A 26,252-nucleotide genomic window follows, 5' to 3' on the forward strand; every position below is an offset into this window, starting at 1 on the left:
AGGCCGACTACGTGATGAAACGCACCCTCACTCCATCTTCAGGGCGAACCACACCTGCTCCTCTCCGGTGCGCTTGACGGGCAGCCGACCCCACAGCCCGTAGTGCACGAGCTGCGCCTCACCGGTGACCTGGAGGTCGGTCCGCTCCCCCGGCCACGCCGCGCGCACCTCCGGCACCAACCCGGGTGTGAACGTCACCACCCACGCCTCGGGCACGTCGGTGAGCTGCACCAGGGCGGTGCCCGCGGCGCTCGGCGGCACGTCGGTCGAGTGCTTCGCGGCCAGCAGGGTGGTCAGCGCCTCGTCGATGCCGTCCACCGCGAAGTCCGCGTCGCCCGTCACCAGTTCGCGCAGCGCGGCCTGCGCGTCCCAGCGGCGGAGGTCCATCTCGTGCGCGATCCGCCGGTGCCACACCCACGCCAGGTCGGGTGCGGCGGGCGAGAACGTCCAGGCGGCCCGGTTGCCCGGGGTCGCCGGCAGCAGCTCGGCCGCCTTCGCCAGCTGGGCGTCCAGGTAGTCGAGCGGGGCCACGCCGGCGGGCGGCGGTGGCAGCTTGAGCTGCACGGTGCTCCCGGTGCGCAGGTACTCCAGCGACGTCTCCAAGAACCGCCCCACGTGCAGGGTCAGCTCGGTGAACGTCCAGCCGGGGCAGCTCGGCACCGCGGCGGCGGGGTCGGCCTTCCCGACCGCCGCGCGGAACATCGCCGCCTGCTCGGTGAACACCTCGGTCCACCGCTGGGTGGTCCAACCTCCTGGCACGTCCGGCCTCCCCGCCACTCTCCGCCGTTCACCGCTGTCGTCGGTGGGCCACATCGTGCCGCACCGCCCGGACCGGGCGCGCCCGAAGCCGCACATCGATGACGACGCGTCCACGACGACGGGACTACGGGACTACGGGACGGGCGGGCGGGCGGGAAGACAGGAGGACGCGAGGACGCGAGAGCGGGTGAAGAGGAGAGCGGTGCGGGCCCACGTAGTGGCTAGCCCGCCCGCACGTGCACCCCTCCCCGCCACGCGATGGCCAGCCGGTGCGCGGGCGGCCTCAACGGGTAGGGCCGGCCCGGGAGCACCGATGAGGCCAGACGGGTGATGCACGCCCGCAACGCCCGACAGAGCAGGACCGAGCGCGACGGAGCCCGGTGGCGGCCTCCCGATGGCTGGATCAGCACGTCAAGGGCGTGCGCCAGCCAGGCGCGCGGGTCGGTGCGGTACTGGAAGCGGTGTGCGGGGCGGGAACGGGGGTTCTTGGTCATGCGTCCATGGTCGAACGGCTGTTCGAGATGAGCAAGATCACGATCGAGTGATTCGGGAGGGGGAGACGGGAGGGTTCCGGATTCACCCACCCGGCCCCGTGCCGCGTGGGAACCGGGGAGGATGACCGTGCGTCGCACCTCCAGCGGCCGGCGGCACGAAGGGCGGGTAACCGTGTTCGGTGTGCAACCAGAGACGTTGCGCGCGGCGTCCAAGCAGTTCCACGAGGGCGCGGACGCGACGGGGGACGGCGCCGAGCTGATCTCCATGCTCAGGCTGGAGGCGGACGCGCTGGGCCAGGTGCCCGCGGCGGCCGAGTTCGTGGACGCGCTGGCCAGGTGGGCCGGCGAGCAGTCCGACGACCTGCGCCGGGGCAGCGCCTGGTACCGCGACGCGGGCGACGGCCTCACCGAGAACGCCGACTCCTACCAGCGCGCGGACGACGACTCGACCGCCTCGTTCCGCGGCATCGAGGGGGGCATGGCGTGAGCTACACCGATCCCGAGGTCCTGTACGGCCGGCTGGCGACCGGTGACGCCGGGCGCGTCGCCGCGGCGGCCGACCCGATCACGGGCGCGCGCAGCGCCGTCGGCCGGGCGGGCGACTCCGTGGCGGCGGGCGGCTCCACGGCGACCGCGACGTGGCAGGGCTCCTCCGCCGACAGGTTCCGCGCGCGGGCCGAGCTGTCCTCGAAGTCGGCGGCGGTCGCGGGCGAGCGCCTGGCCGCCGGGTCGGACATCGTGCAGGCCGCGTCGCGCGCGTACGGCCAGATGCGCGGCAGCGCCGACCAGCTGATCGACTTCTGGCGCGGCCGCTCGCCCGCCCTGGACGAGGCGCAGACCCGCGACCTCGCCAACCGGGTCAACGAGCAGCTCACCAACGTCAAGAACGGCTACGAGCGGGTCCTGCGCAGCTACGCCGACGCCCTCACCAGGGTCCGCCCCGGGTTCGAGGAGACGGCGGGCCGGGACGCGGGCTGGGCGTCCGCCGTGACGGCCATGCGCACCACCGCCGCCGTGCCGGGTCCCGGGACCGACCCGAAGCAGGTCGCGGCGTGGTGGAAGTCGCTGACCAAGGAGCAGCAGGACGAGCTGCTGCGCACCAGGTTCCAGGAGCTGGGACAGCTCCGCGGCCTGCCGTCGGGCGTCCTGAACGAGGCGAACCTCGCCCGCATCCAGGACGACGTGCAGCGGTTCGGGGCGCAGCGCGACCAGCTCGACGCGCAGATGCGGGACCGGGCGCGCGAACTCGGCCTCGACCCGGACGACTCCGGCGACGTGGCGCGGCTGCTCAACGACCCGCAGTACGCCTCGCTGCGCGACCAGTGGCAGGAGGCGTCGACCAAGGCCGAGAACGCGCAGAAGGCGTCCGCCAGCGTCGAGCAGGCCAGGGAGCTCGCGCACCAGAAGGGCTGGCAGGAGGGCGACGTGCGCGTCCTCGCCTACGACCCGTACGGCCCGCGCGGCGACGGCGGCATCGCGGTCGCGTTCGGCGACCCGGACACCGCCGCCAACCTGGCGGTCTGCGTCCCCGGCACCGGGTCGGACATGGGCAGCTTCGGCCTGGACCAGGCGGCGAACCTGCGCGAGCAGATGGGGCCGAACGGCAACGCCACCATCCAGTGGCTGGGCTACGACGCGCCGGGCTGGGCGATCGGCGAGGTCGACAACCCGGCGCAGGCCCGCGAGGGCGGCGCGAACCTGGTCGCCGACGTGAACGGGTACCGGGCCGCCGCCGAGGCCGCGGGCAACCGCCAGCACCTGACCGTGATCGGTCACTCCTACGGCTCCACGACGGTCGGCTACGCGGGCATGAACGGCCTGGCCGCCGACGACATCGCGTTCATCGGGTCGCCGGGCGTGGGCGCGTCGAACGTCGACCAGCTCTCGGTGGGACCCGGGCACGTCTACGTGGGCGCGACCGAGCACGACCCGGTGGTCCAGGGCACCAGCAACAGCTGGTTCACCGAGGACGGGTCGTCGATCGGCCCGTACGACGACCGGTTCGGCGCGACGGTGTTCGGCACGACCGACTCGTCGATGATCGGCCACGCGCACTCGGCCTACTACGACGAGGGCACCGAGTCGGTGCAGAACCTGGCGCGCATCGCGACCGGCGACGGCGGCTCGGTGACCGCGCAGAAGTGGTACGACGACCCGCTGGGGCCGTCGCTGCCGGGGTCGAACCTGCCGGTGGTCGGGCCGGTCGTGGACGTGGTCAGCGGCACGGTCGCGGGCGCGGCGGACCTGGTCGGCGACGCCGGGACGGGGCTCTACAACGCCGGGCGCGACGCGTGGAACGGGAACTGGTCCGACGCGGGCACCGGGTTGCTCAACACCGGCAAGGAGATCGTCAGCGACGGCCTGGACGTCGTGGTGGGCGGGGTCGGCGACGTGGTCGAGTTCGGGCGCGACGCGGTCGAGGGCGTCGGCGACGTGTGGGACAAGACCGTCGGGTCGTGGTTCTAGGCGGGTCGCGGTTCTGGGCGGGTCGCGGTTCTGGGCGCGGTTCTAGGCGGCGCGGCAGGGACCGGTGTCGGTCTTGAGGCCGACGTCGTCGAGGCTGTTGTCGTCCGACTGCCGCACCTGGCACACCAGCGCGTCGCCGACCGCGGTTCCCTCGGGGACTTGCTCGTCGGTGACCGACGCGTGGGAGAACCCCGCGACGGAGTCCGGCTTCTCCTGGTCGAGTTCCAGGCGGAAGCGGCTGCCGACGGTCTCGGTGCCGGTGAGGTCCGTGCGGGGTGAGACCTCGACGACCTTGAACCTGACCTCGCCGGACCACTCGCTGCCGCACCCGACCAGGGCCGCTCCCACCGCGAGGACGGCGGCACACGCCTTCAGCGCCTTCACCCGGTCGAGCTTAGTCAGAAGCGCAGCAGCGGGAGGAGGTTCGAGAGGTCCGCTCGGCTGCCGGAGGCGGTGACCTTCGCCCCGTCGAGGGCGTCCGACCAGGTCCGGTGGCCGACGGCGAGTTCCAGCCAGGTGCGGGGGTCGGTCTCGATCACGTTCGGCGGGGTGCCGCGGGTGTGCCTGGGGCCTTCCACGCACTGCACGGCGGCGAACGGGGGGACGCGCACCTCCACGCTGCGGCCGGGGGCGACCTGCTCCAGGGTCCGCAGGCTGAGGCGCACGGCGGCGGCCAGCACCGGGCGGGGCGGTTGGTCGGCGTCGCCGGTCAGCCAGGGCAGCACGGCTTCCACCGCGGCGCGCACCTCGTGGGGGTCTGCGGGCTTGGACGGCACCCGCCCAGGTTAGCGGCGGTGTCGGCGCAGGTCGCGCGATGCCTGACGAGGTCTGCGGGGTCACTTGCCCCACAATCAGATTGTTCAACAATCCTCACGGCGACCTGCTTTGGTCCGGGTGAGCCGCATGAGCGGTCGGAGACGGCTGGTGGTGACCGGAGGCCGGGAGCGGAGGGCGGCGGCTGGAGGGCGGCGGCTGGAGGGCGGCGGCTGGAGGCGAGGGCGGGGCGCCGGAAGCGGCGAGGCGGCGGGACAGCCGGGCGGCAAAAAACGGCGGAACGGCTGGGGCGGCGGAGTACTGGGGTCGAGGACCGGAGGGGGTGCCGGAAGGGCGGGGTGCCGGGCGACCGGAGGTTTCAGGGATGCCCGGCGACCGGAGGTGCGAAGGACCGGATGCCCGGCGACCGGAGGCGCGGGAACCGGAGGCGCGGGGAACTGGAAGCACTGGCGGCGCGAGGGACCGGAGGCGCGGGGACCGGCGCGGGGAACTGGAAGCACTGGCGGCGCGAAGGACCGGCAGTGCCGGCGGTATCGGGGGTCAGGGCTGCTTCGCGGCCCGCACCGCCTCGCCGAGCAGTTCCTCCACCTGGTGCACGAGCCGGCGGGAGTCGGTGGGGGTGAAGGTCGACCACGGCTCGGTGCCGTTCGACGCACGGCGCTGCTGGAGGTACCGGCCGTCCTCCGTGTCGAAGAACGCCACCACGCGGTCGGGGCGGCAGCGCTTGCCGTACTTGTCACGGGCCGCCGCGCCGAAGTTCCCGGTGTGCACCAGGCCGGTGAACATCTTGACCAGCGTCGTCGCGTCCTCCTGGCGCACGCCGTGCTCGCGCAGCGAGTTCTCCAGCGACCTGGGCGACCCGTCGGACTTCTTCACGGCCGTTTCGAGGTCGGCGCTCGGCATGGTCACCGAGTGGCCGGTGCCGGCGGGGTGCGCGGGCAGCACGCCCAGCACGGCGCCCGCCAGGCCGGACCCCGCCGCGTGCCGCAGCGTGAGCCGCGAGTCGGTCAGCGTGGCCAGCACGCCGTGGTCGCCGTTGGCCGCGGCCAGCACGCGCACGCTCCGGCCGATCCACACCCGGCCGTCCACCTCGCGCTCGGGGCGGGACAGCAGCCGCAGCAGGTGGTCGAGCTCCGGGGCGAGGCCGCGCGGACCGCCCAGGCCCCGCGCGCCGATGCCGTCCCACGCGCGCCGCTCCAGGTCGGCGCGCTCGGCGTGCGTCTTCCCCGGCGACGGCACCTTGACGACCAGCGGCATCTGCCCCAGGTCCAGGCGTTCCCAGAGCACGTCGAACTCCTCGGCGGAGAGCGTGATCGGCTCCCGCTCCGCCGGGCCCCCGAAAAACGTCACCGCGACCCCCGTCCTCGAAACCGGGCACGGGCCCGCGCCGTCGTCGACAGCGCGGGCCCGTGCACCACCACCACGCTACTGCTGCACTTCCCCGATCACGGGCGGTGCGACGAGCCGGTCGTCGCCGAACACGTCGTTCGTCTCGACCAGGTAGTCGGCCGCCTTGTGCTCGATGTCGTCCTCGCCGTTGGCGCCCTGACCGCCGGCCACGCCGCCGCCCGCACCGGGACCGCGACCGGCCGCGCCGGGAGCACCGGGCGCGCCGGGGCGACCGCCGGCCGGGCCGCCGGGACCACCGGGGCCGAAGCCGCCGGGGCCGGGCATGCCGGGACCGCCGGGACGTCCGGCCGCGTGGGGACCGCCGGGGCCGAAGCCGCCGGGACCGCCCGGGCCACCGGGCACACCGCCGGGCATCCCACCGGGACCGCCGGGCATCCCGCGGAACTGGCCGGGGCCGGTCGGCACGCCGGGGCGCTGACCACCGGGGCCACCAGGACCACCGGGCACACCGGGACCGGGCAGGCCGGGACGACCGCCCGTGGGCGGCAGGCCGGGCTTGACGCCGGGACCGCCGGGGAGACCGGGTCCCCTGGGCGGGAGCGGGAGGCCGCCGCCCGGGGGCCTCGGCGGGGTCCAGCCGGGCGGGAACGGGCCGACGACGGGCGGCTTCACGCCCGGCGGCGGCGGGGGCGGCAGCGACGGCGGGGGCGTCGGGGTGGGGGGCGGCGTCGCCCAGGACGGGTTCGTGGTGCCGCCCGTGGGCGGCTGACCCGGGACCTGGGTGACCGGCGCGACCTGCGTGCCGGTCGACGGCGGCGCCCACGACGCGTGCGTGGTGCCGCCCTCACCGGGGGGCGTCCACGTCGGCGTGCTGGTGTAGCCCGCGCTGGTGCTGTTGAACTGGCCCACCCCGGCCGGCGGCGGCGTGTCGACGACGACCTTCGGCGGCGGCACGAACTCGCCCAGCGTGCTGCTGTTCCACTCGCTGCTGGACTGGTAGTTGTTCATCACCTCGACGGCCTTGGCCTCGGCGTTGTCCTGCGCCGCTTCCTGCCGCTCGTGGTCTTCCTGCTGCTGGATGACGTGCATCATCCCGAACGGACCGGCCAGCGCGCCGAGGACCTTGTCCCCGGTGGACGGCGCCTCGGTGGTCACCGGGACGGGTTCCGGCATCTCCTTGCGGGCGTCCGCGATGTACTCGCCCTGGAGCTGCGCGGACGTCTTCATGACGTCGGAGCCGCGCTGCGCGTCGGTCGCCCACTCGCCCAGCGGCGACAGGGCGGCCCGGGTCTCGGTGGCGCTGGAACCCTCCCAGCTCGCGCCGAGCCTCTCCAGGCCCTGGTGGATCGAGGTGTCGATCTCGCCCAACGCCTCGGAAAGCGCCTTCCACTTGTCCTCGATCGGACGGGAGGCGGCGACGCCGGGACCTGAGTTGATCATGTCGTACAGCTCGGGGTGCGCGTATCCGCGCCAGCGGTGGTCACCCATCGTGCTCGCCTTCCCGGGGTGCGTCGGTCATGGTGTTCACTGGTTCTCGACGCGTCCCCAGGACGCGGTGTTGTCGCCCTCGACGCGGCGGTAGTCGGCCTCGATCGCGGTCAGCTGCTCCACGACGCCCTGGAGCTGGTCGCGGTAGGCGAGGATCGCGGTCAGGGCGGCCGAGTCACCCGCCTCGAAGGTGTCCTGGTTGAACTTCTCCGCGGTCTCCCGGCTCACCGGGTCACCCGCCCAGCGCCGGGCGTGCAGCGCGGGCTTGGCGTCCCGCAGCTGCGCTTCGAGGCGGTCCAGGGCATCGGTGAAGACCTTGCGGGCCTCGGGGATCGCCGAGGGCTGGATGCTCAGCTTCTGCTGCGTCCCGCTGTAGTCCGGGAGCGACTGCGTCGACCCCCCGCCACCACCATCCGCGATGAACACGACTCACCCTCCTCAGTACGTGCGCACACCCCACCGTGCGCAAGTGGGACGACTCTAGCTCTGATGCGCGGCGGAGGTGGGCGGTTCCACGTCCGAAGGGAGTAGTTCTACCCGTTCACGAGGGTCCCGACGGCGGCTTCGGCGACCTTCGGCGCGAGCCCGCACAGCTCGTCCTGGGGGGTGCCCTCGAAGCTCGCCACCTGCACGTCGAGCATCTGCCCGGCCGAGACGTCCACGCCCAGGAAGCAGGTCTGCCGGTCGCCCGAGTTGCGGCCGAGCACGGCCGGGAAGCCCGCGACCCGGACCTCCTCCGCCTCCACGTCGAAGCTGCCGTCGGTGTACCAGGCGATGCCGGTGGTGGTGACGGTGGTGATCCGCACGCCGTACGCGCGGTCCTCGCGGGAGAAGTCGCACGTCGGCGACCGGTAGACGCTGGACGTGCCCGCCAGCGGCGGCCGGTCGAGGCCGAGCTGCGCGCGCTGCGCCTCGGTGAGGAGCGCGCACGGGTCGGACTTCCCGACGTCGACCGACTCGGGCCGGTCGACGGGCTCCGCGGCCGACGACGACGCGGGCGCGGTCGAGCCACCCGCGGTCGGGCCACCCGTGGTCGAGCCACCCGTGGTCGAGCCGCCCGCGGTGGGGCCGCCGGCGGCGGTCCCGGACCCGCCCGTCGTCTCGGAACAACCCGCGAGCAGGGCCAGGGCGGCGAGGAGCGGCACGGCACGGCGCATGGGCCGAACGTAGCGGATCGGCCTCACCCGCAAGGGCCGTTCGGCGTCACCGGCAACCGGTGTAGCGGCACGCCACGACGGCCGGCCGCTCGACCGGCGCGCCCGCGTCGATCGACCACGCCAGCCGCACGTACTGGGCGTGCGCCCAGCCCAGCGGGGTAGCGGACGTCGTGCCGCGCCCGCGCCACACCTGCTCGGGCAGCATCCCGCCCGCGTTGGCGGCGGTGGCCATGTCGGCGAGGCGGCCCCGGGCCGCGCGGCGGTCGCCCGCCAGCAGCTCGTACTCGCCGCGCTCCCCCGCGAAGATCGGCCACGTGCGGCCGTACGTGCGGGTGCCGTCCTCGTAGATGTTCCAGGGGCCGCCGTCGGCGCGCTCGCCGTACCCGTCGCCGTTGTAGCGGTGCCAGAAGCGGCCTTCCTTGAGCTGCTCGTCCACGACGCGCACGGTGTCGCGGACCACCGGGTCGTCGGCCGGGCGGACGCCGAGGCGCACCAGTTCGAGGAAGCTCGGGTCCACGGCGGCGCGCTGGTCGATCTCGACGGGGTGGTTGTCGCCGGGGTTGTAGGTGGTGCCCGCGTCGGGCCGGCCGTCCTTGGTGAGCCGCAGGTAGTAGGGCTTCGCGGAGAACGGGCCGGTGCGCGTCACCGTCCACCCCTCGACGCGGCGCTCCCACTCGTCGGCGATGCCGAGGTACCTCGCGGCACGCGGGTCGCCCACCCGGCCGAGCAGGTCGGCCAGGCACACCAGGCCGGCGATCTCGGCGGCGATCGTGCCGGGCGAGTAGCCGCTCTGGTTCTCCCACCGCTCCTGCTGGGTGAACGGCGCGTCCGGTTGGGACACCATGAACTCCGCCGCCGCGACCAGGCCGTCCAGCGTGGACCGGTCGGTGCGGCCCAGCAGGTGGGCCAGCAGCATCGGCGCGGCCTGCTCGTCCTGCTGGACGTTGGTCCAGTACGGCTCGCCGGTGACGCGGGTGTTCTGCGGCAGGTGGCCGTCGGGCTGCTGCTGGACCTCCAGCATGAAGTCGAGGGCGCGGTCGGCGGCGGCGCGGTCGCCGGCGGCGAGCAGGGCACTGGCCACCTGGTACTGGTCGCGCGGCCAGACCAGCGCGTAGGAGCCGAACTCGGGGGCGATCTCCCGGTCGAAGCCGAACGCCCACGGGAAGCCGGGCGCGGCGACGAACGCGCCGGGGTTGCGCTTGTCCTCGGTGGCGGCGAGCACGAGCACCGACGTCTCGTAGAGCGCGCGGTCGGCGGACCGCGGCCGGGCCAGGGACCGGAGGTGGTCCTCCCAGCCCCGGTCGTAGCCGCGGGCGTGCCGGGCGAAGCCCTCGGCCAGCGAGGTGCGGGCGGTGCTCAGCGCCTCCTCCGGGGTGGCGCCGAGGCCGAGGGACAGCGTGGTGCGGCGGTCGTGGACGCCGTCCACGCGCAGGTCGCCGGTCTGGACGACGTTGCCGGTGGTGGACCCGCGCGGGGTGATGCCCTCGTCTGCGACCAGGGCGCTCGCGGACCGGGCGTCCCGGGCGACCAGCGCGTCGGGCCGGTCCACGGCCGAGTCGTCGTCGCCGTCGCGGGACAGGTTCGGGTCGAGCACGACCTGCGCGGTGACGGGCCGGTCGGCGTGCAGCTCCACGTCCGCGAGCACCGCGGCCCGGCCCGGGTCGGTGGTCCAGGTGAACGACGCCCGCCAGCCCTCGCCGCGGAACACCTGGCGGAACCGCAGCCTGCCCACCTGCTCGGTGCGCGGGTCCGCCGCCTCGCGGCCGTCGACCACGAGCTTCAGGTCGCGCGTCGCCGGCGTGCTCAGGTCCGGGTGGAAGACCTCGGTGAGGCCGGTGCGGCCGAGGGTGAACCACACCGGGCTCTCCGCCTGCCGGGCCGTGCCGAAGCCCAGCTTGTCGGCGGGCGCGTAGGTGGCCGGTGGTCCGGGGACGGCGGGAGGTGGTCCGGGGACGGTGAGCGCGCTCGCCAGCAGCGCCGCGACTAACGGGGTCATGCCCCGGGGGTGCGCAGCGCCGAGCGCGCTCAAACGGGTGACCGTAACCTCGGCGGCGTGACGGACACCGGACCGGGGTTGATCGAGGACTACGCGCTGCTGTCGGACCTGCGGACGGCGGCGCTCGTGGGGCGCGACGGGTCGATCGACTGGTTGTGCATGCCGCGGTTCGACTCGCCGTCGTGCTTCTCGCGGCTGCTGGGCACCGAGGACGACGGCCACTGGCGGATCGCGCCGACCGGGGAGGTCCGGTCGGCGACGCGGGCGTACCGCGACGGCAGCCTCGTGCTGGAGACCGTGTTCGAGACGGACGACGGCGTGGTGCGGCTGATCGACACCATGCCGCCCGAGCAGGACCACTGGGACGCCGACACGCGCGTCGTGCGCGTGCTGGAGGGCGTGTCCGGGCAGGTCGAGGTGCGGCTGCGGTGGGTGCTGCGGTTCGCCTACGCCGACTCGGTGCCGTGGGTGCGGCGCGGCGAGCGCGACGGGCAGGAGTGCGTCGTCGCCGTCGCCGGGCCGTCGGCGGTGGCGCTGTACGGCGACCGCCTGCCGTACCGGGTGCCGGGCGCGCGGGCGCACGAGGCGGTGTTCACCGTCTCCGCCGGCGAGCGGCTGTCGTGGGTGATGGAGTTCGCGCACTCTCCCGACGAGCCGCCCGCGCCGGTGGACCCGCTCGGCGAGGTCGCGCGGTCCGAGGCGTTCTGGCTGGACTGGTCCTCGCGCATCACCTACGACGGGCCGCACGCCGACGTCGTGCGGCGGTCGCTGATCACCCTCAAGGGCCTGTCGTACGCGCCGACCGGCGGGATCGTGGCCGCGCCCACCACGTCGCTGCCGGAGACGCCGGGCGGCGGGCGGAACTGGGACTACCGGTACTGCTGGCTGCGCGACGCGACGTTCACGCTGCTCGCGCTGGACAACTTCGGCTGCACCGACGAGGCGCTGGCGTGGCGGAAGTGGCTGCTGCGGGCCGTGGCGGGCGACCCGGCCGACCTCCAGATCATGTACGGCATCGGCGGCGAGCGGCACCTCGTGGAGTGGGAGGTCGACTGGCTGCCCGGGTACCGGGGCGCACGCCCGGTGCGGGTCGGCAACGCCGCCTACCGGCAGCTCCAGCTGGACGTGTACGGCGAGGTCATGGACGCCCTGCACCTGGCGCGGGAGCGCGGGCTGGGCGAGACGCCGGACTCGTGGGCGATGCAGCGCGGCATGATGCGGCACCTGGAGACGGTGTGGCAGCGGCCCGACAAGGGGCTGTGGGAGGTGCGCGGGCCGGACCGGCACTTCACCCACTCGCGGGTGATGCTGTGGGTGGCGTTCGACCGGGCCGTGCGGGCGGTCGAGGAGTTCGGCCTGCCGGGTCCGGTGGACCGGTGGCGGGAGCTGCGCGACGAGGTGCACGCCGAGGTGCTGGCCAAGGGCTGGAACGCCTCGCTGAACTCGTTCACCCAGTACTACGGCGGCACGGAGCTGGACGCGGCGACGCTGCTGGTGCCCGCCGTCGGGTTCCTGCCCGGCGACGACCCGCGCGTGCTCGGCACGCTCGACGCGGTGGCCCGGGTGCTCAAGCGCGGCGACCTCGTGGAGCGCTACCAGACCGGACCGGGGGAGTCCGAAGTGGACGGGTTGGCGGGTGTCGAGGGAAGCTTCCTGGCGTGCTCGTTCTGGTACGTCGACGCGCTCGCGCTGGCGGGGCGGCACGAGGAGGCGCGGGCGATGTTCGACCGGTTGGTGGGGTTGGTGAACGACGTGGGGCTGCTGGCCGAGGAGTACCTCGTGGATGATCATGGCCCGGCGGGGGACGCGGCCGGGGACCGGCACGGCCCGCCGGGGCGGATGACCGGGAACTTCCCGCAGGCGTTCAGCCACCTGGCGCTGGTCAACAGCGCGGCGGTGCTGTTCGGCGGGCACACCCGCGAGGAGCGTCACCGCGGCGGTGCCGCGTGAGGGCCGCGGAGGTGGTGCCCGGCGAGCCGGGCGCGTCGCGCGTCGTCGACCGGCCGGACCCCGCGGCCGGTGACGAGCTGCTCGTCGAGGGCCTGCTGGCCGGCGTGTGCGGCACGGACGTGGAGATCGTCCGCGACGGGTTCGGCACGCCGCCGCCCGGCCGGGACCGGGTGGTGCCGTTCCACGAATCCCTCGGACGGGTGATCTCCAGCCCCACGGCGGACTTCGCGCCCGGTGACCTGGTGGCGGGCGTGGTGCGCCGGCCCGACCCGGAGCCGTGCCCGGCGTGCGCGGTGGGCGCGTGGGACTTCTGCCGCAACGGCCGCTACACCGAGCGCGGCATCAAGGAGCTGGACGGCTACGGCGCGCAGCGCTGGACCGTGCCGCCGGGGTTCGCGATCAGGCTCGACCCGGCGCTGGGCGACGCGGGCGTGCTCACCGAACCGGCGTCCGTGGTGGCCAAGGCGTGGGCGCGGGCGGAGGACGCGGCCGAGCGCACCCACCTGCCCGTCCGGACCGCGCTGATCACCGGCGCGGGCCCGATCGGGCTGCTCGCGGCGCTGCTCGGCGTGCAGCGGGGGCTCGACGTGCACGTGGTGGACCGCGTCGCCGACGGCCGCAAGCCCGACCTGGTCACCGCCCTGGGCGCCACCTACCACCGAGGCGCGGACCGGCTCCCGGCGGACGTCGACGTGGCGATCGAGTGCACCGGCGTCGCGCCGCTGGTCTGGGACTGCGCCCGCCGCGCCTCGGTGACGGTGCTCGCGGGCATCGCGGGCGAGCACGACCCCGTGCCGCTGGACCCGCACGTGTTCGACGAGGTCGTGCTGGGCAACAAGGTGCTGCTCGGCACCGTCAACGCGGGCCTGGCCGACTACCGGGCCGCGGCGGACGCGCTGGCCGACGCGCCGGCGGCGTGGCTGAACGGCCTGATCACCCGGCGCGTGCCGCTGGAGCGGTTCACCGAGGCGTTCGAGAAGGGCGAGGACGACGTGAAGGTGGTCGTGGACCTGACCTGACCTGCTCCGGCCTGACCCGGCCGGACCCGGCCGGACCTGACCCCGCCGGCTAGCCGCGCCGCAGCAGCTCGTCGATCGACTCCGGCCGCATGGGCTTGGCGAAGAACCAGCCCTGGCCGGTGTCGCAGCCGATGCGGTGCAGGCGCTTGGCCTGCGCCGGCGTCTCCACGCCCTCCGCGGTGACGCCCAGCTGGAGCGCGTGCGCCAGCTGGACGAGGGTGGAGACGATCTGCGCGTCCACGGCGTCCTCCTCGTCGGCCGCGCGCAGGCCCTCCATGAACGAGCCGGCGATCTTCAGCTCGTGCACGGGCAGGTGCTTGAGGTAGGCGAGGTTGGAGTAGCCGGTGCCGAAGTCGTCGATGGCGATGCGCACGCCCATGTCCGACAGGACGCGCAGCGCCTCCAGCGGCTCGTCGGCGGTGCCCATGATCGCGCTCTCGGTCAGCTCCAGCTGGAGGTGGTGCGGCGGCAGGGCGCACTCGTCGAGGATGCGCTTGACGTCCCGCACCAGCTCGGGGTCGCGGGACTGGCGCACGGCCAGGTTCACCGACACGAACGGCGCGTCCTCGCCGAACTCGTCCAGCCAGCGGCGGGCCTGCTCGCACGCCTTGCGCAGCACCCAGCGGCCCAGCGGGACGATGAGGCCGGTCTCCTCGGCCAGCTCGATGAACCGGTCGGGCGCGAGCCGGCCGAACTCGGGGTGCTGCCAGCGCACCAGCGCCTCGACGCCGACCACGACGCCGTCCTCCAGCCGCACCAGGGGCTGGTAGTCGACGTAGAACTCGTCGCGCTCCAGGGCGGCGGGCATGGTCGCGGACAGCGTGAAGCGGGCGACCTCCTTGGCGTTGCGCTCCGGGTCGTACAGCGCCCAGCGCGACTTGCCGTCGGCCTTCGCCCAGTACAGCGTGATGTCGGCGTCGCGCATCAGGTCGGCCGGGGTGGTGCCGGCCAGGGCGCGCTCCACGATGCCGATCGACGCGGACACGGTCAGCTCGTGGCCGCCGATGCGGATCGGGGACTCCAGCTCGCGCAGCACGCGGTCCGCGACGCTGACGATGTCCTGGGTGTCCCGGGAGCCCTCCACCAGGATCACGAACTCGTCGCCGCCCATCCGGGCGACCAGCTTGCCCTCGCCGGACACCGCGTCGCGGAGCCGCCGGCCGACCTCGACCAGGAGCTGGTCGCCGATGTCGTGGCCCAGGCTGTCGTTGATCACCTTGAACCCGTCGAGGTCCAGGTAGCACAGGCCGGCGCGCTGCCGGGCGCGGTTGTTGAACACCCGGACCAGCCGCTCCAGGAACAGCGCCCGGTTGGGCAGGCTCGTCAGGTGGTCGTGCAGGGCCTGGTGGCGCAGCCGGTTCTGGAGCAGGTGGCGGTCGGTGACGTCCTCGATCATCGCCACCTGGTACTGCGGGTCGCCGTGGTCGTCGCGCACCAGCGACAGCGTCAGGTGCGTCCACACCTGCTCGCCGTCGGCGCGGCGGAACCGCTTCTCGGCCCGGTAGTGGTCGCACTCGCCCGCGGTGAGCTGGTCGTAGAGCCGCCAGACGCTGCCGCCGTCCTCCGGGTGCATCAGGTCGCGGATGTTGTACTGCCGCATCTCCTCGACGCTGAAGCCCAGCATGTCCTGCAACGCCTGGTTGACGTCGAGGATGCGGCCCTCGATGTCGGCGATGCCGATGCCGATGGCGGCCTCGGTGAACATCGCGCGGAACCGGGCCTCGGACGCGCGCAGCGCCGCCTCGGCCTGGTCGCGGGCGTCCAGCACGGCGGCGCGGATCGCCTCCTGCTCGGCGAGGGTGCGCTCGCGCAGCGCCCGGGCGTACCCGGCGGCCAGCGCGCCCTGGAGCGCGGCGAGGCGGGAGCGCACCAGCTCGTCGGGCGCGATGCCCAGCTCGGTCAGCAGGTCGTCGCCGAGCAGCTGGACGGTGCGGCCCAGCGTGTCGGTGCCGGTGAAGTGCGCCTCGACCAGGCGCGCGCCGATCTCGTAGCCGGGCGCGGTGCGGAACGGGCTCGCGTGCAGCGCGTGCACCAGCACCTCGGTCAGCGCCTGGAGGTGCTCGGCGACCTCGGTCCGGGTCATCGGGACGTAGCTGCTGCCGATGACCGCCGTGGCCCAGGTCCGCGCGAACGACTCCGCCCCGGCCAGTACGGCGGGGTCGAGGTTCGATCGGCCCGGTGCTGCCACCCGATGGTCAACCTGTTCCGTCATGTCCGCCGGCCTACCGCCACACCCGCAGAGGATACGGCCGCCCGCCGGACGGAGTCGACAACTCGGCCGGGTGCGCCTTCACCCGACGGCGCATCACCCGGCCGGGTCACGCGCGACGTGGTCAGTCCCGCCCGGGTCCCGCCCATCAGGGTTTCCGCCCCACCGCGCCGAAGCCGAGGAAGTGCGCGGCGCCCTCGTCCACGTCGTCAGGCGACTCCGGGTGCCACAGCGGCAGCCGCGCCACGCCGGGCGGCACCAGCTCGAACCCCGTGAACAGCGCCTCCACCTCCCGCTTCGGGCGGTAGGTCATCTCGCTGACGCCGCGGTCGTAGGTGTTCTTGGCGTCGTTCCACACCGGGTCCCACTCGCCCTCCTCGTAGCCCGCGTGCGAGAGGACCAGGAAGCTGCCGGGCGGGACGGCGTCCCGGTACGCGGCGACGATCCCGCGCGGGTCCTCGTCGTCCGGCACGAAGTGCAGCAGGGCGACCATGAGCACGCCGATGGGCCGGCCGAAGTCCAGCAGCCCGCGCACCTCGGGGGAGCGCACGACGGCGTCGACGTCCCGCATGTCGGTCTGGAGGACGTTGACCAGCGGGTTGCCGGTGAGGATGGCCCGGCTGTGCGCCACCGCGACCGGGTCCCGGTCGACGTAGACCACCCGCGCGGACGGGTCGACGGCCTGCGCGATCTCGTGCACGTTGCCCACGGTCGGGATGCCGGAGCCCAGGTCGAGGAACTGGCGGACGCCCCGCGACAGCAGGTGGCGCACCGCCCGGCGCAGGAAGGACCGGTGGTTGAGGATCAGGGTCTTGAGCACCGGCACGTCGGCGAGCACCCGGTCGGCCACCGCCCGGTCGACGGCGAAGTTGTGCGCGCCGCCGAGCCAGTAGTCGTAGACCCTCGCGATGCTCGGCCGGCCCAGGTCGATGTCCCCCGGTGCCCAGTCCGGCCGCTCCACGCTCTCCAAGCCCGTTCTCCTCACGGCCGCGCGATTCCACCGTTGCGGTGACCCACACATCATGGGCCAATCCGGTGAGTTAGCACACCGCTCGTTTGCGCTGTTCTCCCGGATGGATCACCCCGCGTCCCGTCACCGGGGAGAATGTCCCCCTTGTGGGCTACCTCTGGATCGCCGGTGCGGTCGCGGTGACCGCCGCGGCGGTGCTGCTCGTCCTGCGGCACCGCAACGGGCAGCACCTGCTCGTCCCCACCCTGGTCGGCTCGATCGGGGCGTTCCTGCTGGTCGCGGGCTGGCTGTTCGCCGTGGACCCGAACGCGCCGAAGAACGAGGCGATCAAGACCGGCGGCCTGGCGGGCGGCGCGGTCGTCGCGCTGTACGCGCTGTGGCTCAACGACCGCCGCCGGCGGACGGACGAGGACCGGCAGGCGATCGAGGTGCGGCGGCAGCAGCTGGAGGACCAGCGCGCCGAGCACGACCGGTCGCGCGTCGCCGACGAGCGGTTCGCCCGGTCCGTCGAGCTGCTCGGGCACGACGCCGAGCAGGTGCGGGTGGGCGCGATGCACGCCCTCGCGGGCCTGGCCCGGTCCCGCGGGGAGTACCGGCAGACCGTGCTCGACGTGCTGTGCGCCTACCTGCGGCGGCCGTTCGCCACCACCGACGTCGGGACGGGGCCGGTCGACGGGCGGGAGCTGGAGGTCCGGCTCACCGCGCAGCGGCTGATCGCCGACCTGCTGCCGCGCGACGACGACCCGGCCGCCGGCCGCTACGACCTGGACCTGACCCGGGCCTACCTGGAGTACTTCGACATCTCGCACCGCCAGGTGGGCCTGCTCGTCCTGCGCGCCGCCCACCTCGCCGAGTCGAACTCGTTCCACCACTCGGTGGTCCGCACCGGCGCGTGGTTCACCGACGCGGTCAGCGAGGGCAGGCTGCACGTGCACGACGTGACCTTCCACGGGAAGGCGTGGTTCAGCCGCTTCACCTGCCGCGACCGGGTCGACTTCGCGCGCACCCGGTTCCTCGGGCCGACGAAGTTCGCCGACTCCCGGTTCACCGCCGAGGCGGGGTTCGCCGACGCCGTGTTCACCCGGCCGGTCGACTTCACCGGCGCCCGGTTCCTGGGCGGGGTGGACCTGCGGGTGGCCGGGTCGGAGGGTGCGGCCACGATCGGGATGCACGTGGCGCTGGACCACGGCAACGCGCTGCCGGACGGCTGGGTGGTCGAGCGCCGCCCCGACGGCACCGGCCTGGTGAGGAGCTGACCGTGCGCGGACGCGGGTTGTTGCTGGCGAGCGTGCTCGCCGCGCTGGTCGTGACGGTGGGGACGACCACCGCGCTGCTGCTGGTCGACCCGAGGCAGCCGAAGGCGGAGGCGATCAAGACCGGCGGCCTGGCGGGCGGCGCGGTCGTCGCGCTGTACGCGCTGTGGCTCAACGACCGCCGCCGCCGCACCGAGGAGGCCCGGCACGAGCTGGACAGCGCCCGGCACGCCCTGGAGAGCGAGAAGGTCGCCGACGAGCGGTTCGCGCGCGCCGTGGAGCTGCTGGGCAACGAGGCCGACCAGGTCAGGGTGGGGGCGATGCACGTGCTGGCCGGGTTGGCGGGCAGCGCGCCGCGCTACAAGCAGACCGTGCTCAGCGTGCTGTGCTCCTACCTGCGGCAGCCGTTCGAGCACGCGTCGCTGGTGGAGAAGCCCGAGGACCCCGAGCAGGCGTACTTCGGGGACCCGGAGCGGCGGGCGGCCGAGGTGCCGCAGGCCGACGACCGGGAGATGACCGTGCGGATGACCGCGCAGCGCCTGATCACCGACCTGCTGCCGTGGGGTGAGGACCCGGACGCGACGCCGTACCAGCTGGACCTGACCGGCGCGAAGCTCGTGCACTTCCGGCTGGAGGGCCGCCGGTTCGGCCGGCTCGTCGCCCGCCGCGCCCGGTTCTACGGCATCACCGCGTTCCGCGAGGTCGAGCTGGTCAAGCCCGCGCTGTTCTCCGGCGGCGAGTTCCTCGGGCGGGTGGACTTCCGGGACGGGAGGTTCGCCGGCGGCCTCTCCTTCCAGGACGTCTCCTTCGCCCGCGAGCTGAACGTCACCGGCGCCCGGGTCGGGGTGTTCCTGCACGTCGGCCCTCGGCCGCCGGAGGTCGTCGGCGCGCTGGCGCTGTCGCCGGGCACCGCGCTGCGGGTCGACCCGGCGGGGTGGCCGCTAACCGGTGGCGGGGAGCCCGCGCGCGCTGAGGACCATGTCCAGCAGGACTGACGCCGCCGCGCCGACCGCGGGCGCGGCGACCACGACCACCTCCGCGGCGGGCGCGTCCACCACCTCGACGAACCTGGCGCGCGTCCGCTTGCCCGCGAACGACCGGGGCACCAGCGCCACGCCCAGCCCGAAGCCGACGAAGTCGAGCAGCGAGTGCACGTCGTTGACCTCGACCGCGACCCGCCGGTCGACCCCGGCGGTGGCCAGGGCGCGGTCCACCTCGTCGCGCGTGCCCCAGTCCGGGTGGAAGTCCACGAACGCCTGACCCGCGAGGTCGGCGAGCCGCACGGACGAGCGCTGCGCGAAGCCCGTCCCGGGCCCGCAGGCGAGGACCATCGGCTCGCTGGACAGGGTCGCCACCTCCAGGTCGTTCCCGACCTGACCGGCCGCGACCCGGCCGGGCGTGGCGAACGCGAGGTCGAGCCGGCCCGCGCGGACCAGGTCGACCAGCTCGCCCGACCCGGCCTGGCGCAGCCGGATCTCCACGCCGGGGTGCAGCTCGTGGAACCGGGCCAGCACGGCGGGCAGGTGCACGGCGTGCAGGCACTGCACGCTGCCCACGGCCAGCGTGCCGCGCAGCAGGCCCTGCACGGCGGCCACCGCGTCGCGGGCCGCGTCGATCGTGCCCAGCGCGCGGCGCGCCTCCACCAGCAGGGCGCGGCCGGCCTGGGTCAGCTCGACCTGCCGGGTGCTGCGCACGAACAGCGGCGCGCCCAGCTCCACCTCCAGCGCGCGGATCGACGCGGACAGCCCCGACTGGGCGACGTGCATCCGGCGCGCGGCGCGCGTGAAGTGGCACTCCTCGGCCACCGCCACGAAGTACTCCAGCTGGCGCAGTTCCACGATCCCGGCACCCGCCCGTGTATTCATCACCCGTGCTGCTGAATGGCATCAGGTCCTTCTGTTGGACAGCTTAATGCGTTCGGCCCAAGCTGGAACCGCACAAAGTGACGACACAGGAGGAAGGTCCACGATGCTGACTCGCCGTATCGGAGGTGTCGAGGTCAGCGCCATCGGCCTGGGCGGGATGCCGATGTCGCTGGCCGGCCGCCCCGAGCGCGACCGGTCGGTCGACACCATCCGCACCGCGCTCGACAAGGGCGTGACCCTGATCGACACGGCCGACGCGTACTCGGCCGACCACACCGACTTCGGGCACAACGAGGAGCTGATCGCCGAGGCCCTCAAGGGCGTCGACGGCGTCCTGGTCGCCACCAAGGGCGGCCACACCCGCACGCCGGACGGCGGGTGGGGGCTCGACGGGCGGCCCGAGTACCTCAAGGCCGCGTGCGAGGCGTCGCTGCGCCGGCTCGGGGTCGACGCGATCGGGCTCTACCAGTTCCACCGGCCCGACCCGGAGGTGCCGGTGGCGGAGTCGGTGGGCGCGCTCGCCGAGCTGCTCGACGAGGGCAAGATCAGGCTCGCGGGCGTGTCGAACTTCGACCCGGCGCAGATCCGCGAGGCGAACGAGGTGCTCGGCGGCCGGCTGGCGAGCGTGCAGAACCAGTTCTCGCCCGCGTTCCGCTCCAGCGAGCCGGAGCTGGAGCTGTGCGCGGAGCTGGACATCGCGTTCCTGCCGTGGAGCCCGCTCGGCGGCATGGGCTCGGCCGGGCAGCTCGGCACCAGGTTCGCCGCGTTCGCCGAGGTCGGGGAGGCGCACGGGGTGAGCCCGCAGCAGGTGTGCCTGGCCTGGATGCTCGCCAAGGCGCCGCAGGTCGTGCCGATCCCCGGCGCGTCGCGGCCCGCGAGCATCGCCGACTCGGCCGACGCGGTGCACGTCCGGCTGACCCCGGAGGAGTTGCGGCGCCTGGACGGGTGACCGGTCCCCGGATGCGGGACGGGGCGGGTGGCCCGATGATCTAGGCCATCCGTACCAGCACAGCGGGCCGAACGGGGGCGTCGATGGCGATGCGCACCCGTCCGCGCACCCCCGCCGCCCGACCGGGTGCCCCGCCGATCACGCCGGAGGGGGTCGGGACCGCGTGCTGCGGTCCCGACCCCCTCCGGCGTGTCCTCACCCGGTGGCGGGACCCGCCCGAGCGCAGGGCGACCCCGTGGGCGTTGCTCCGTTTTCGTGACCAATTAACACGAACCCTGGTGAATTGGTGAAACGGACGGCACACTGCCCATCGAGTCAACCCCTGCACTGGCTCAAGGAGTCCCGATGAAGACCTTCGCCCGCTCCGCCACGTCCCTGATCGCCGCCGCCGGACTGGTCCTCTCCGGCCTCGCGGCCACCACCGCCACCGCCGCACCCCCCACCTCCACCGCCGACGCCCCCGTGGGCGATCACGCCATGGGCTCGCAGATCCGCAAGCACGAGGGCCAGGGCCAACGCCGGTCGGTCGGCACCGACCCGGGCGCCCAGGCCGTCGTGCACGGCATCGACGTCAGCGGCCACCAGGGCAACGTCGACTGGGCGTACTGGTGGAACCAGGGCAAGCGGTTCGCCTACGTCAAGGCCACCGAGTCCACCAACTACCGCAACCCGTACTTCGCCCAGCAGTACAACGGCTCGTACAACATCGGCATGATCCGCGGCGCGTACCACTTCGCGCTGCCCGACCGGTCCGGCGGCGCGGCCCAGGCCGACTACTTCATCGCCAACGGCGGCGGCTGGTCGCGCGACGGCCGGACCCTGCCGGGCGCGCTCGACATGGAGTACAACCCGTACGGCTCGACCTGCTACGGCCTGTCCAAGGCGGGCATGACGTCGTGGGTGCTGTCGTTCAGCGACCGCTACCACGCCCGCACGGGCCGCTGGCCGGTCATCTACACGTCCACGAGCTGGTGGAACCAGTGCGTCGGCGGCGACTTCAGCTCCACCAACCCGCTGTGGGTGGCGCGCTACTCCACCTCGGTGGGCACGCTGCCCTACGCCTGGCCGTTCCACACGATCTGGCAGTACTCGTCCTCGCCCATCGACCAGAACGAGTTCAACGGCGCCTACGACCGCCTGCAGGCGCTGGCCAACGGCTGACGCGCCGCACGCGGCGAGGGGGTCGGCCGGGCTGCGAGCAGCCCGGCCGACCCCCGCCGTCACCTCAGTCGAACAGCGCCGGGAGGGTGCCCTCCCACGCCTCGCGCAGCTCCGCCAGCGGCAGCGCGCCGAGGCCCTGGAACTCCAGCGCCCCGGACTCCGGGTCCACCACGCCGACCTTGCGCCACGGCAGGCCGCGCGCCGTGCACATGTCGGTGAACCGCAGCTCCTCCGTGCGCGGCACGGCCACCAGCACGCGGGCCGCCGACTCGCTGAACAGCTCGGTGAACGGGTCGCCCTCCAGGAACACCCGGGCGCCCACCTCGCCGATCAGGCACGTCTCGACCAGCGCCTGCGCCAGGCCGCCGTCGGACAGGTCGTGCGCGGCGGACAGCATCCCGTCGCGCGACCCGGCCACCAGCACCTCGCCGAGCAGCTTCTCCCGCGCCAGGTCCACCTTCGGCGGCAGGCCGCCCAGGTGCCCGTGCACGACGTGCGCCCACTCGGACCCGCCGAACTCGGCGCGGGTCTCGCCGAGCAGCAGCAGCGTCTCGCCGGCCTCCGCGCCGATCCCGGTGGGGGTGCGGCGGCGGACGTCGTCGATCACGCCCAGCACGCCCACCACCGGCGTCGGCAGGATCGCCGTCGACCCGGTCTGGTTGTAGAAGCTGACGTTGCCGCCGGTCACCGGGATGCCCAGCTCGACGCAGCCGTCCGCGAGGCCCTTCACGGCCTGCTCGAACTGCCACATCACCGCCGGGTCCTCGGGCGAGCCGAAGTTCAGGCAGTTCGTCACCGCGACCGGCGTCGCGCCCGACGTGGCCACGTTCCGGTACGCCTCGGCCAGCGCGAGCTGCGCGCCCGCGTACGGGTCGAGCTTGGTGTAGCGGCCGTTGCAGTCGGTGGCCAGCGCCACGCCCCGGTGCGTCGACTCGTCGATGCGGATCATGCCCGAGTCGGACGGCTGGGCGAGCACCGTGCCGCCGCGCACGTACCGGTCGTACTGCTGGGTGACCCACCGCTTCGACGCCAGGTTCGGCGATGCCGCCATGGTCTTGACCAGCTCCAGCAGCTCGCCGTCCGCCGGCCGGGGCAGCGCGTCCGGCACGTCGGCCTGGAGGGCGTCCTGGTCGGCCGGGCGCTCGATCGGCCGGTCGTACACCGGGCCCTCGTGCGCGACCGTGCGCGGCGGGACGTCGAGGACGACCTCGTCGTGCCAGGTGATGACGAGCCGGTCGCCCTCGGTGACCTCGCCGATCTCGGTGGCGATGACGTCCCACTTGGCGCAGACCGCCATGAACGCGTCCATGTCCTCGGGCCGCACGACCGCGCACATGCGCTCCTGCGACTCGCTGGACAGGATCTCCGCCGGCGTCATGCCGGTGGCGCGCAGCGGCACCCGCTCCAGGTAGACGTGCATCCCGCCGTCACCGGCGCTGGCCAGCTCCGACGTCGCGCACGCCAGGCCCGCGCCGCCGAGGTCCTGGATGCCGACGACGATGCGCTCGGCGAACAGCTCCAGGCAGCACTCGATGAGCACCTTCTCGGTGAACGGGTCGCCCACCTGCACGCTGGGCAGCTTCTTGCGCTTGCCCGCCGTGTCGTCGAAGGTCTCGGACGCCAGCACGGACACGCCGCCGATGCCGTCGAGGCCGGTGCGCGCGCCGAACAGGACGACCTTGTTGCCGGTGCCCGAGGCGTGCGCCAGGTGCAGGTCCTCGACCCGCATGGCACCCACGCACAGGGCGTTGACCAGCGGGTTGCCCGCGTAGGTCGCGTCGAACACGACCTCGCCGCCGATGTTCGGCAGGCCCAGGCAGTTGCCGTAGCCGCCGACGCCCGCGACGATCCCGGGCAGCACGCGGCGCGTGTCCGGAGCGTCGGCCGGGCCGAAGCGCAGCGGGTCCATCACGGCCAGCGGGCGCGCGCCCATGGCCAGGATGTCGCGCACGATGCCGCCCACGCCCGTCGCCGCGCCCTGGTACGGCTCGACGTAGGACGGGTGGTTGTGGCTCTCCGCCTTGAACGTGATCGCCCAGCCGTCGCCGATGTCGACCACGCCCGCGTTCTCGCCGATGCCCGCGAGCATCTTGGCGCGCATCTCGTCGGTGGTGGTCTCGGAGAAGTACTTCAGGTGCACCTTGGACGACTTGTAGGAGCAGTGCTCGCTCCACATCACCGAGTACATGGCCAGCTCGGCGTCCGTGGGGCGGCGGCCCAGGATCTCCTTGATGCGGGCGTACTCGTCGTCCTTCAGGCCCAGCTCCTTGTAGGGCTGCTCCTGGTCCGGCGTGCTCCCGGCGTTCTCGACGGTGTCGACGGTCATGCGCTCACCACCGAGTCGAGCAGGGACAGGAACATGCCGAGCCCGTCGTCCGTGGGGCCGGTCAGCGCCTCGATCGCGTGCTCCGGGTGCGGCATGAGGCCGACGACCCGGCCGTTCGCGCTGGTGATGCCCGCGATGTCGTTGCGCGAGCCGTTCGGGTTCTCGCCGACGTAGCGGAACACGACGCGGCCCTCCCCCTCCAGCTCGTCGAGGGTGCGCTGGTCGGCCTGGTAGCCGCCCTCGCCGGACTTGAGCGGCACCAGGATCTCGGCGCCCTCGTCGTACCGGGTCGTCCAGGCGGTCGTGGTGTTCTCGACCTTCAGCCACTGGTCGCGGCACACGAAGTGCAGCTTCGAGTTGCGCACGAGCGCGCCGGGCAGCAGGTGGGCCTCGCACAGGATCTGGAAGCCGTTGCAGATGCCCAGGACCGGCATGCCCTTGTTCGCGGCCTCGACGACCTCCTCCATCACCGGGGCGAACCGGGCGATGGCGCCGCAGCGCAGGTAGTCGCCGTAGGAGAAGCCACCGGGCACGATGACCGCGTCGACGCCCTTGAGGTCGCGGTCCGCGTGCCACAGCGGGACGGCCTCGCCGTCCGCGTACCTGACCGCGCGCGCCGCGTCGACGTCGTCCAGCGTGCCCGGGAACGTGATGACCCCGACCCTCATGCCTCGACCCGCCTCACGACCCAGTCCTCGATGACGGGGTTGGCGAGGAACGTCTCGGCGATCTTCGCGAGCGTGGCGTCGTCGACGTCGTCGGCGACCTCCAGCTCGAAGTGCTTGCCCTGGCGGACAGTGGTGATTCCGTCGAACCCGAGACGGGGCAGCGCGTTGGCCACCGCCTGTCCCTGCGGGTCGAGGATTTCGGGCTTCGGCATGACGTCGACGACGACTCGGGCCACGACAGGCTGCTCCAAGGTAGGAGGACTGCGGTACTGGCGAAGGGTACCTGACCTGGGTGTTCATCCAGTTCACAGGTGGCCGGGGGCACACGTTCACCTGTTCGCCCTGGGCTGACCTGCCGGCGGTCGCGCCCCGCGGGGTCCAGGGTGGGCCCATGCGGATGCTGGTGCTCGGCGGCACGGTCTTCCTCGGCAGGGCGACGGCGGCCGAGGCGGTGGGGCGCGGGCACGAGGTGGTGTGCGCGGCGCGCGGCGAGTCCGGGGCGGTGCCCGCGGGGGCCGTGCACGTGCCCGTCGACCGGGACGCCGGGCTCGGCGAGCTGGCGGGCACGCGCTTCGACGCGGTCGTGGACGTCGCCACCATGTCGGTGACCTGGGTGCGCGACGCGCTGCGCTCGGTGGGCGCGGACCACTGGGCGTTCATCTCCAGCTGCTCCGTCTACGCCGACCACGCCACCCCCGGCGGCACGGCGACCCTCCCGCCGGCGGAGGACGAGCCCGGCGCGCCGACGACGCCCGAGCTGTACGGGTCGGTGAAGGTGGCCTGCGAGAACGCGGTGCTGGACGCGCACGGCGACCGGGCGTTCATCGTCCGCGCCGGCCTCATCACCGGGCCCGGTGACCGGAGCGACCGGTTCGGGTACTGGCCGAACCGGCTCAGCCGGGGCGGCCGGGTGGTCGTGCCCGACGCGGCGGACCAGCCGGCGCAGCACGTGGACGTGCGCGACCTGGCCGCGTGGGTGGTGGACGCGGCCGAGCGGCGCGTCACCGGCACCTACGACGCGATCGGGCCGAGCAACCCGTTGGGCATGGTCCTCGGCGAGGTCGCGGGCGCGGTGGCGCCGCCGGGGACCGAGCTGGTCCGCGTCCCGGGGGACGTCCTGGCGCGGCACGGGGTCCAGCCGTGGGCCGGGCCGAGGTCGCTGCCGCTGTGGTTGCCGCGCAGCCACCGGTCGATGATGTTCCGCGACGCGGGTCCCGCGCTGGCCGCCGGGCTGCGCGTCCGGCCGACCGCCGGGACCGCCGTCGACGCCCTGGCGCACGAGCGGGAGCTGGGCCCGGACCGCGAGCGCCGCGCCGGCCTGCCGCCCGAGGTGGAGCGGGAGCTGCTGCGCGCGATCGGCTGAACCGGGGTAGAACGGTGCCCTGAGGAGGCACCACC

Annotated in this window: 24 protein-coding genes; 9 read left to right on the forward strand and 15 right to left on the reverse strand. The window is 73.9% G+C overall.

Translation table 11 applies throughout. The features are described from left to right. Positions 1-27 precede the first annotated feature (27 nt). Together ACRAKJ_RS40615 and ACRAKJ_RS40620 are read right to left on the reverse strand one after the other, a co-directional pair. Positions 28-759 (reverse strand): maleylpyruvate isomerase N-terminal domain-containing protein, encoded by a 732-nt coding sequence (locus ACRAKJ_RS40615; RefSeq protein ID WP_438926649.1) that lies wholly within the window; start codon positions 757-759, stop codon positions 28-30. Between the two features lie 221 nt (positions 760-980). Continuing rightward, positions 981-1,253, reverse strand: a complete 273-nt coding sequence (locus ACRAKJ_RS40620) for a hypothetical protein (RefSeq protein ID WP_438926650.1) — start codon at positions 1,251-1,253, stop codon at positions 981-983. A 181-nt stretch (positions 1,254-1,434) separates the two neighbouring features. Between ACRAKJ_RS40620 and ACRAKJ_RS40625 the strand changes: the two genes are divergently transcribed. Next, a complete protein-coding gene (locus ACRAKJ_RS40625; protein WP_438926651.1) occupies positions 1,435-1,740 on the forward strand; it encodes a hypothetical protein in 306 nt (101 codons plus the stop codon). Further along, positions 1,737-3,719 carry an alpha/beta hydrolase gene (locus ACRAKJ_RS40630; protein ID WP_438926652.1) on the forward strand — a complete coding sequence of 661 codons (1,983 nt, stop codon included), beginning with the start codon at positions 1,737-1,739 and terminating at the stop codon, positions 3,717-3,719. The genes ACRAKJ_RS40625 and ACRAKJ_RS40630 overlap by 4 nt, the downstream gene beginning before the upstream one ends. A 42-nt stretch (positions 3,720-3,761) precedes the next feature. On the opposite strand, the gene ACRAKJ_RS40635 is transcribed toward ACRAKJ_RS40630, so the two are convergent. From ACRAKJ_RS40635 to ACRAKJ_RS40665, 7 genes are all read right to left on the reverse strand, one after another. Then, positions 3,762-4,103, reverse strand: coding sequence for a hypothetical protein (locus ACRAKJ_RS40635; RefSeq protein WP_438926653.1), 342 nt, complete (start codon positions 4,101-4,103; stop codon positions 3,762-3,764). Positions 4,104-4,117: 14 nt separating this feature from the next. Next, positions 4,118-4,495, reverse strand: a complete 378-nt coding sequence (locus tag ACRAKJ_RS40640; RefSeq protein ID WP_438926654.1) for a sterol carrier family protein — start codon at positions 4,493-4,495, stop codon at positions 4,118-4,120. Positions 4,496-5,033: 538 nt separating this feature from the next. Next, entirely contained in the window at positions 5,034-5,843 is an 810-nt protein-coding gene (locus ACRAKJ_RS40645) for an ESX secretion-associated protein EspG (protein ID WP_447008830.1), read from the reverse strand. Positions 5,844-5,918: 75 nt separating this feature from the next. Next, positions 5,919-7,331: a PPE domain-containing protein gene (locus ACRAKJ_RS40650; RefSeq protein WP_438926047.1), complete on the reverse strand. Its 1,413-nt coding sequence runs from the start codon at positions 7,329-7,331 to the stop codon at positions 5,919-5,921. Positions 7,332-7,367: 36 nt separating this feature from the next. Further along, complete coding sequence (locus tag ACRAKJ_RS40655) at positions 7,368-7,757, reverse strand: transcriptional regulator (protein ID WP_438926046.1); 390 nt, start codon at positions 7,755-7,757, stop codon at positions 7,368-7,370. A 107-nt stretch (positions 7,758-7,864) separates the two neighbouring features. Next, complete coding sequence (locus ACRAKJ_RS40660; protein WP_438926045.1) at positions 7,865-8,488, reverse strand: DUF3558 family protein; 624 nt, start codon at positions 8,486-8,488, stop codon at positions 7,865-7,867. Between the two features lie 46 nt (positions 8,489-8,534). Beyond that, positions 8,535-10,484 (reverse strand): glycoside hydrolase family 15 protein, encoded by a 1,950-nt coding sequence (locus ACRAKJ_RS40665; protein WP_438926044.1) that lies wholly within the window; start codon positions 10,482-10,484, stop codon positions 8,535-8,537. Between the two features lie 57 nt (positions 10,485-10,541). Between ACRAKJ_RS40665 and ACRAKJ_RS40670 the strand changes: the two genes are divergently transcribed. Further along, positions 10,542-12,434 carry a glycoside hydrolase family 15 protein gene (locus tag ACRAKJ_RS40670; protein ID WP_438926043.1) on the forward strand — a complete coding sequence of 631 codons (1,893 nt, stop codon included), beginning with the start codon at positions 10,542-10,544 and terminating at the stop codon, positions 12,432-12,434. Next, complete coding sequence (locus ACRAKJ_RS40675) at positions 12,431-13,453, forward strand: alcohol dehydrogenase catalytic domain-containing protein (RefSeq protein ID WP_438926042.1); 1,023 nt, start codon at positions 12,431-12,433, stop codon at positions 13,451-13,453. Before ACRAKJ_RS40670 ends, ACRAKJ_RS40675 begins: the two co-directional genes overlap by 4 nt. 49 nt (positions 13,454-13,502) lie before the next feature. On the opposite strand, the gene ACRAKJ_RS40680 is transcribed toward ACRAKJ_RS40675, so the two are convergent. Both ACRAKJ_RS40680 and ACRAKJ_RS40685 read right to left on the reverse strand, forming a co-directional pair. Further along, positions 13,503-15,665 carry an EAL domain-containing protein gene (locus ACRAKJ_RS40680; RefSeq protein ID WP_438926041.1) on the reverse strand — a complete coding sequence of 721 codons (2,163 nt, stop codon included), beginning with the start codon at positions 15,663-15,665 and terminating at the stop codon, positions 13,503-13,505. Positions 15,666-15,810: 145 nt separating this feature from the next. Continuing rightward, entirely contained in the window at positions 15,811-16,623 is an 813-nt protein-coding gene (locus ACRAKJ_RS40685; protein WP_438926048.1) for an SAM-dependent methyltransferase, read from the reverse strand. Positions 16,624-16,778: 155 nt separating this feature from the next. Between ACRAKJ_RS40685 and ACRAKJ_RS40690 the strand changes: the two genes are divergently transcribed. Together ACRAKJ_RS40690 and ACRAKJ_RS40695 are read left to right on the forward strand one after the other, a co-directional pair. Then, the gene (locus tag ACRAKJ_RS40690; RefSeq protein ID WP_438926040.1) at positions 16,779-17,888 is read left to right on the forward strand and encodes a pentapeptide repeat-containing protein; all 1,110 of its coding nucleotides are present in this window, start codon (positions 16,779-16,781) and stop codon (positions 17,886-17,888) included. A gap of 2 nt (positions 17,889-17,890) precedes the next feature. Continuing rightward, the gene (locus ACRAKJ_RS40695) at positions 17,891-18,880 is read left to right on the forward strand and encodes a pentapeptide repeat-containing protein (RefSeq protein ID WP_438926039.1); all 990 of its coding nucleotides are present in this window, start codon (positions 17,891-17,893) and stop codon (positions 18,878-18,880) included. Here the strand turns inward: ACRAKJ_RS40695 and ACRAKJ_RS40700 are convergent. Further along, on the reverse strand, positions 18,827-19,723 hold the full coding sequence (locus ACRAKJ_RS40700) for a LysR substrate-binding domain-containing protein (protein ID WP_438926038.1): 897 nt from the start codon (positions 19,721-19,723) through the stop codon (positions 18,827-18,829). The two genes, ACRAKJ_RS40695 and ACRAKJ_RS40700, sit on opposite strands and share 54 nt — an antisense overlap. A gap of 130 nt (positions 19,724-19,853) precedes the next feature. Here ACRAKJ_RS40700 and ACRAKJ_RS40705 point away from each other — a divergent pair, with 130 nt between their 5' ends. After that, positions 19,854-20,699: an aldo/keto reductase gene (locus ACRAKJ_RS40705; protein WP_438926037.1), complete on the forward strand. Its 846-nt coding sequence runs from the start codon at positions 19,854-19,856 to the stop codon at positions 20,697-20,699. A gap of 345 nt (positions 20,700-21,044) precedes the next feature. Next, positions 21,045-21,860, forward strand: a complete 816-nt coding sequence (locus ACRAKJ_RS40710; protein ID WP_447008831.1) for a lysozyme — start codon at positions 21,045-21,047, stop codon at positions 21,858-21,860. 64 nt (positions 21,861-21,924) lie between these two features. Here ACRAKJ_RS40710 and purL read toward each other — a convergent pair whose 3' ends face one another. From purL to purS, 3 genes are read right to left on the reverse strand one after another with little or no spacing between them, the layout of a single operon-like run. After that, entirely contained in the window at positions 21,925-24,186 is a 2,262-nt protein-coding gene (purL, locus tag ACRAKJ_RS40715; protein ID WP_447008832.1) for a phosphoribosylformylglycinamidine synthase subunit PurL, read from the reverse strand. After that, positions 24,183-24,854: a phosphoribosylformylglycinamidine synthase subunit PurQ gene (purQ, locus tag ACRAKJ_RS40720; protein ID WP_438920139.1), complete on the reverse strand. Its 672-nt coding sequence runs from the start codon at positions 24,852-24,854 to the stop codon at positions 24,183-24,185. The genes purL and purQ overlap by 4 nt, the downstream gene beginning before the upstream one ends. Further along, complete coding sequence (gene purS, locus ACRAKJ_RS40725; RefSeq protein ID WP_306743917.1) at positions 24,851-25,090, reverse strand: phosphoribosylformylglycinamidine synthase subunit PurS; 240 nt, start codon at positions 25,088-25,090, stop codon at positions 24,851-24,853. Before purS ends, purQ begins: the two co-directional genes overlap by 4 nt. A gap of 155 nt (positions 25,091-25,245) precedes the next feature. Here purS and ACRAKJ_RS40730 point away from each other — a divergent pair, with 155 nt between their 5' ends. Further along, complete coding sequence (locus tag ACRAKJ_RS40730) at positions 25,246-26,217, forward strand: NAD-dependent epimerase/dehydratase family protein (protein ID WP_438920140.1); 972 nt, start codon at positions 25,246-25,248, stop codon at positions 26,215-26,217. Positions 26,218-26,252 lie beyond the last annotated feature (35 nt).

Source organism: Saccharothrix sp. DSM 118769 (assembly GCF_052936295.1).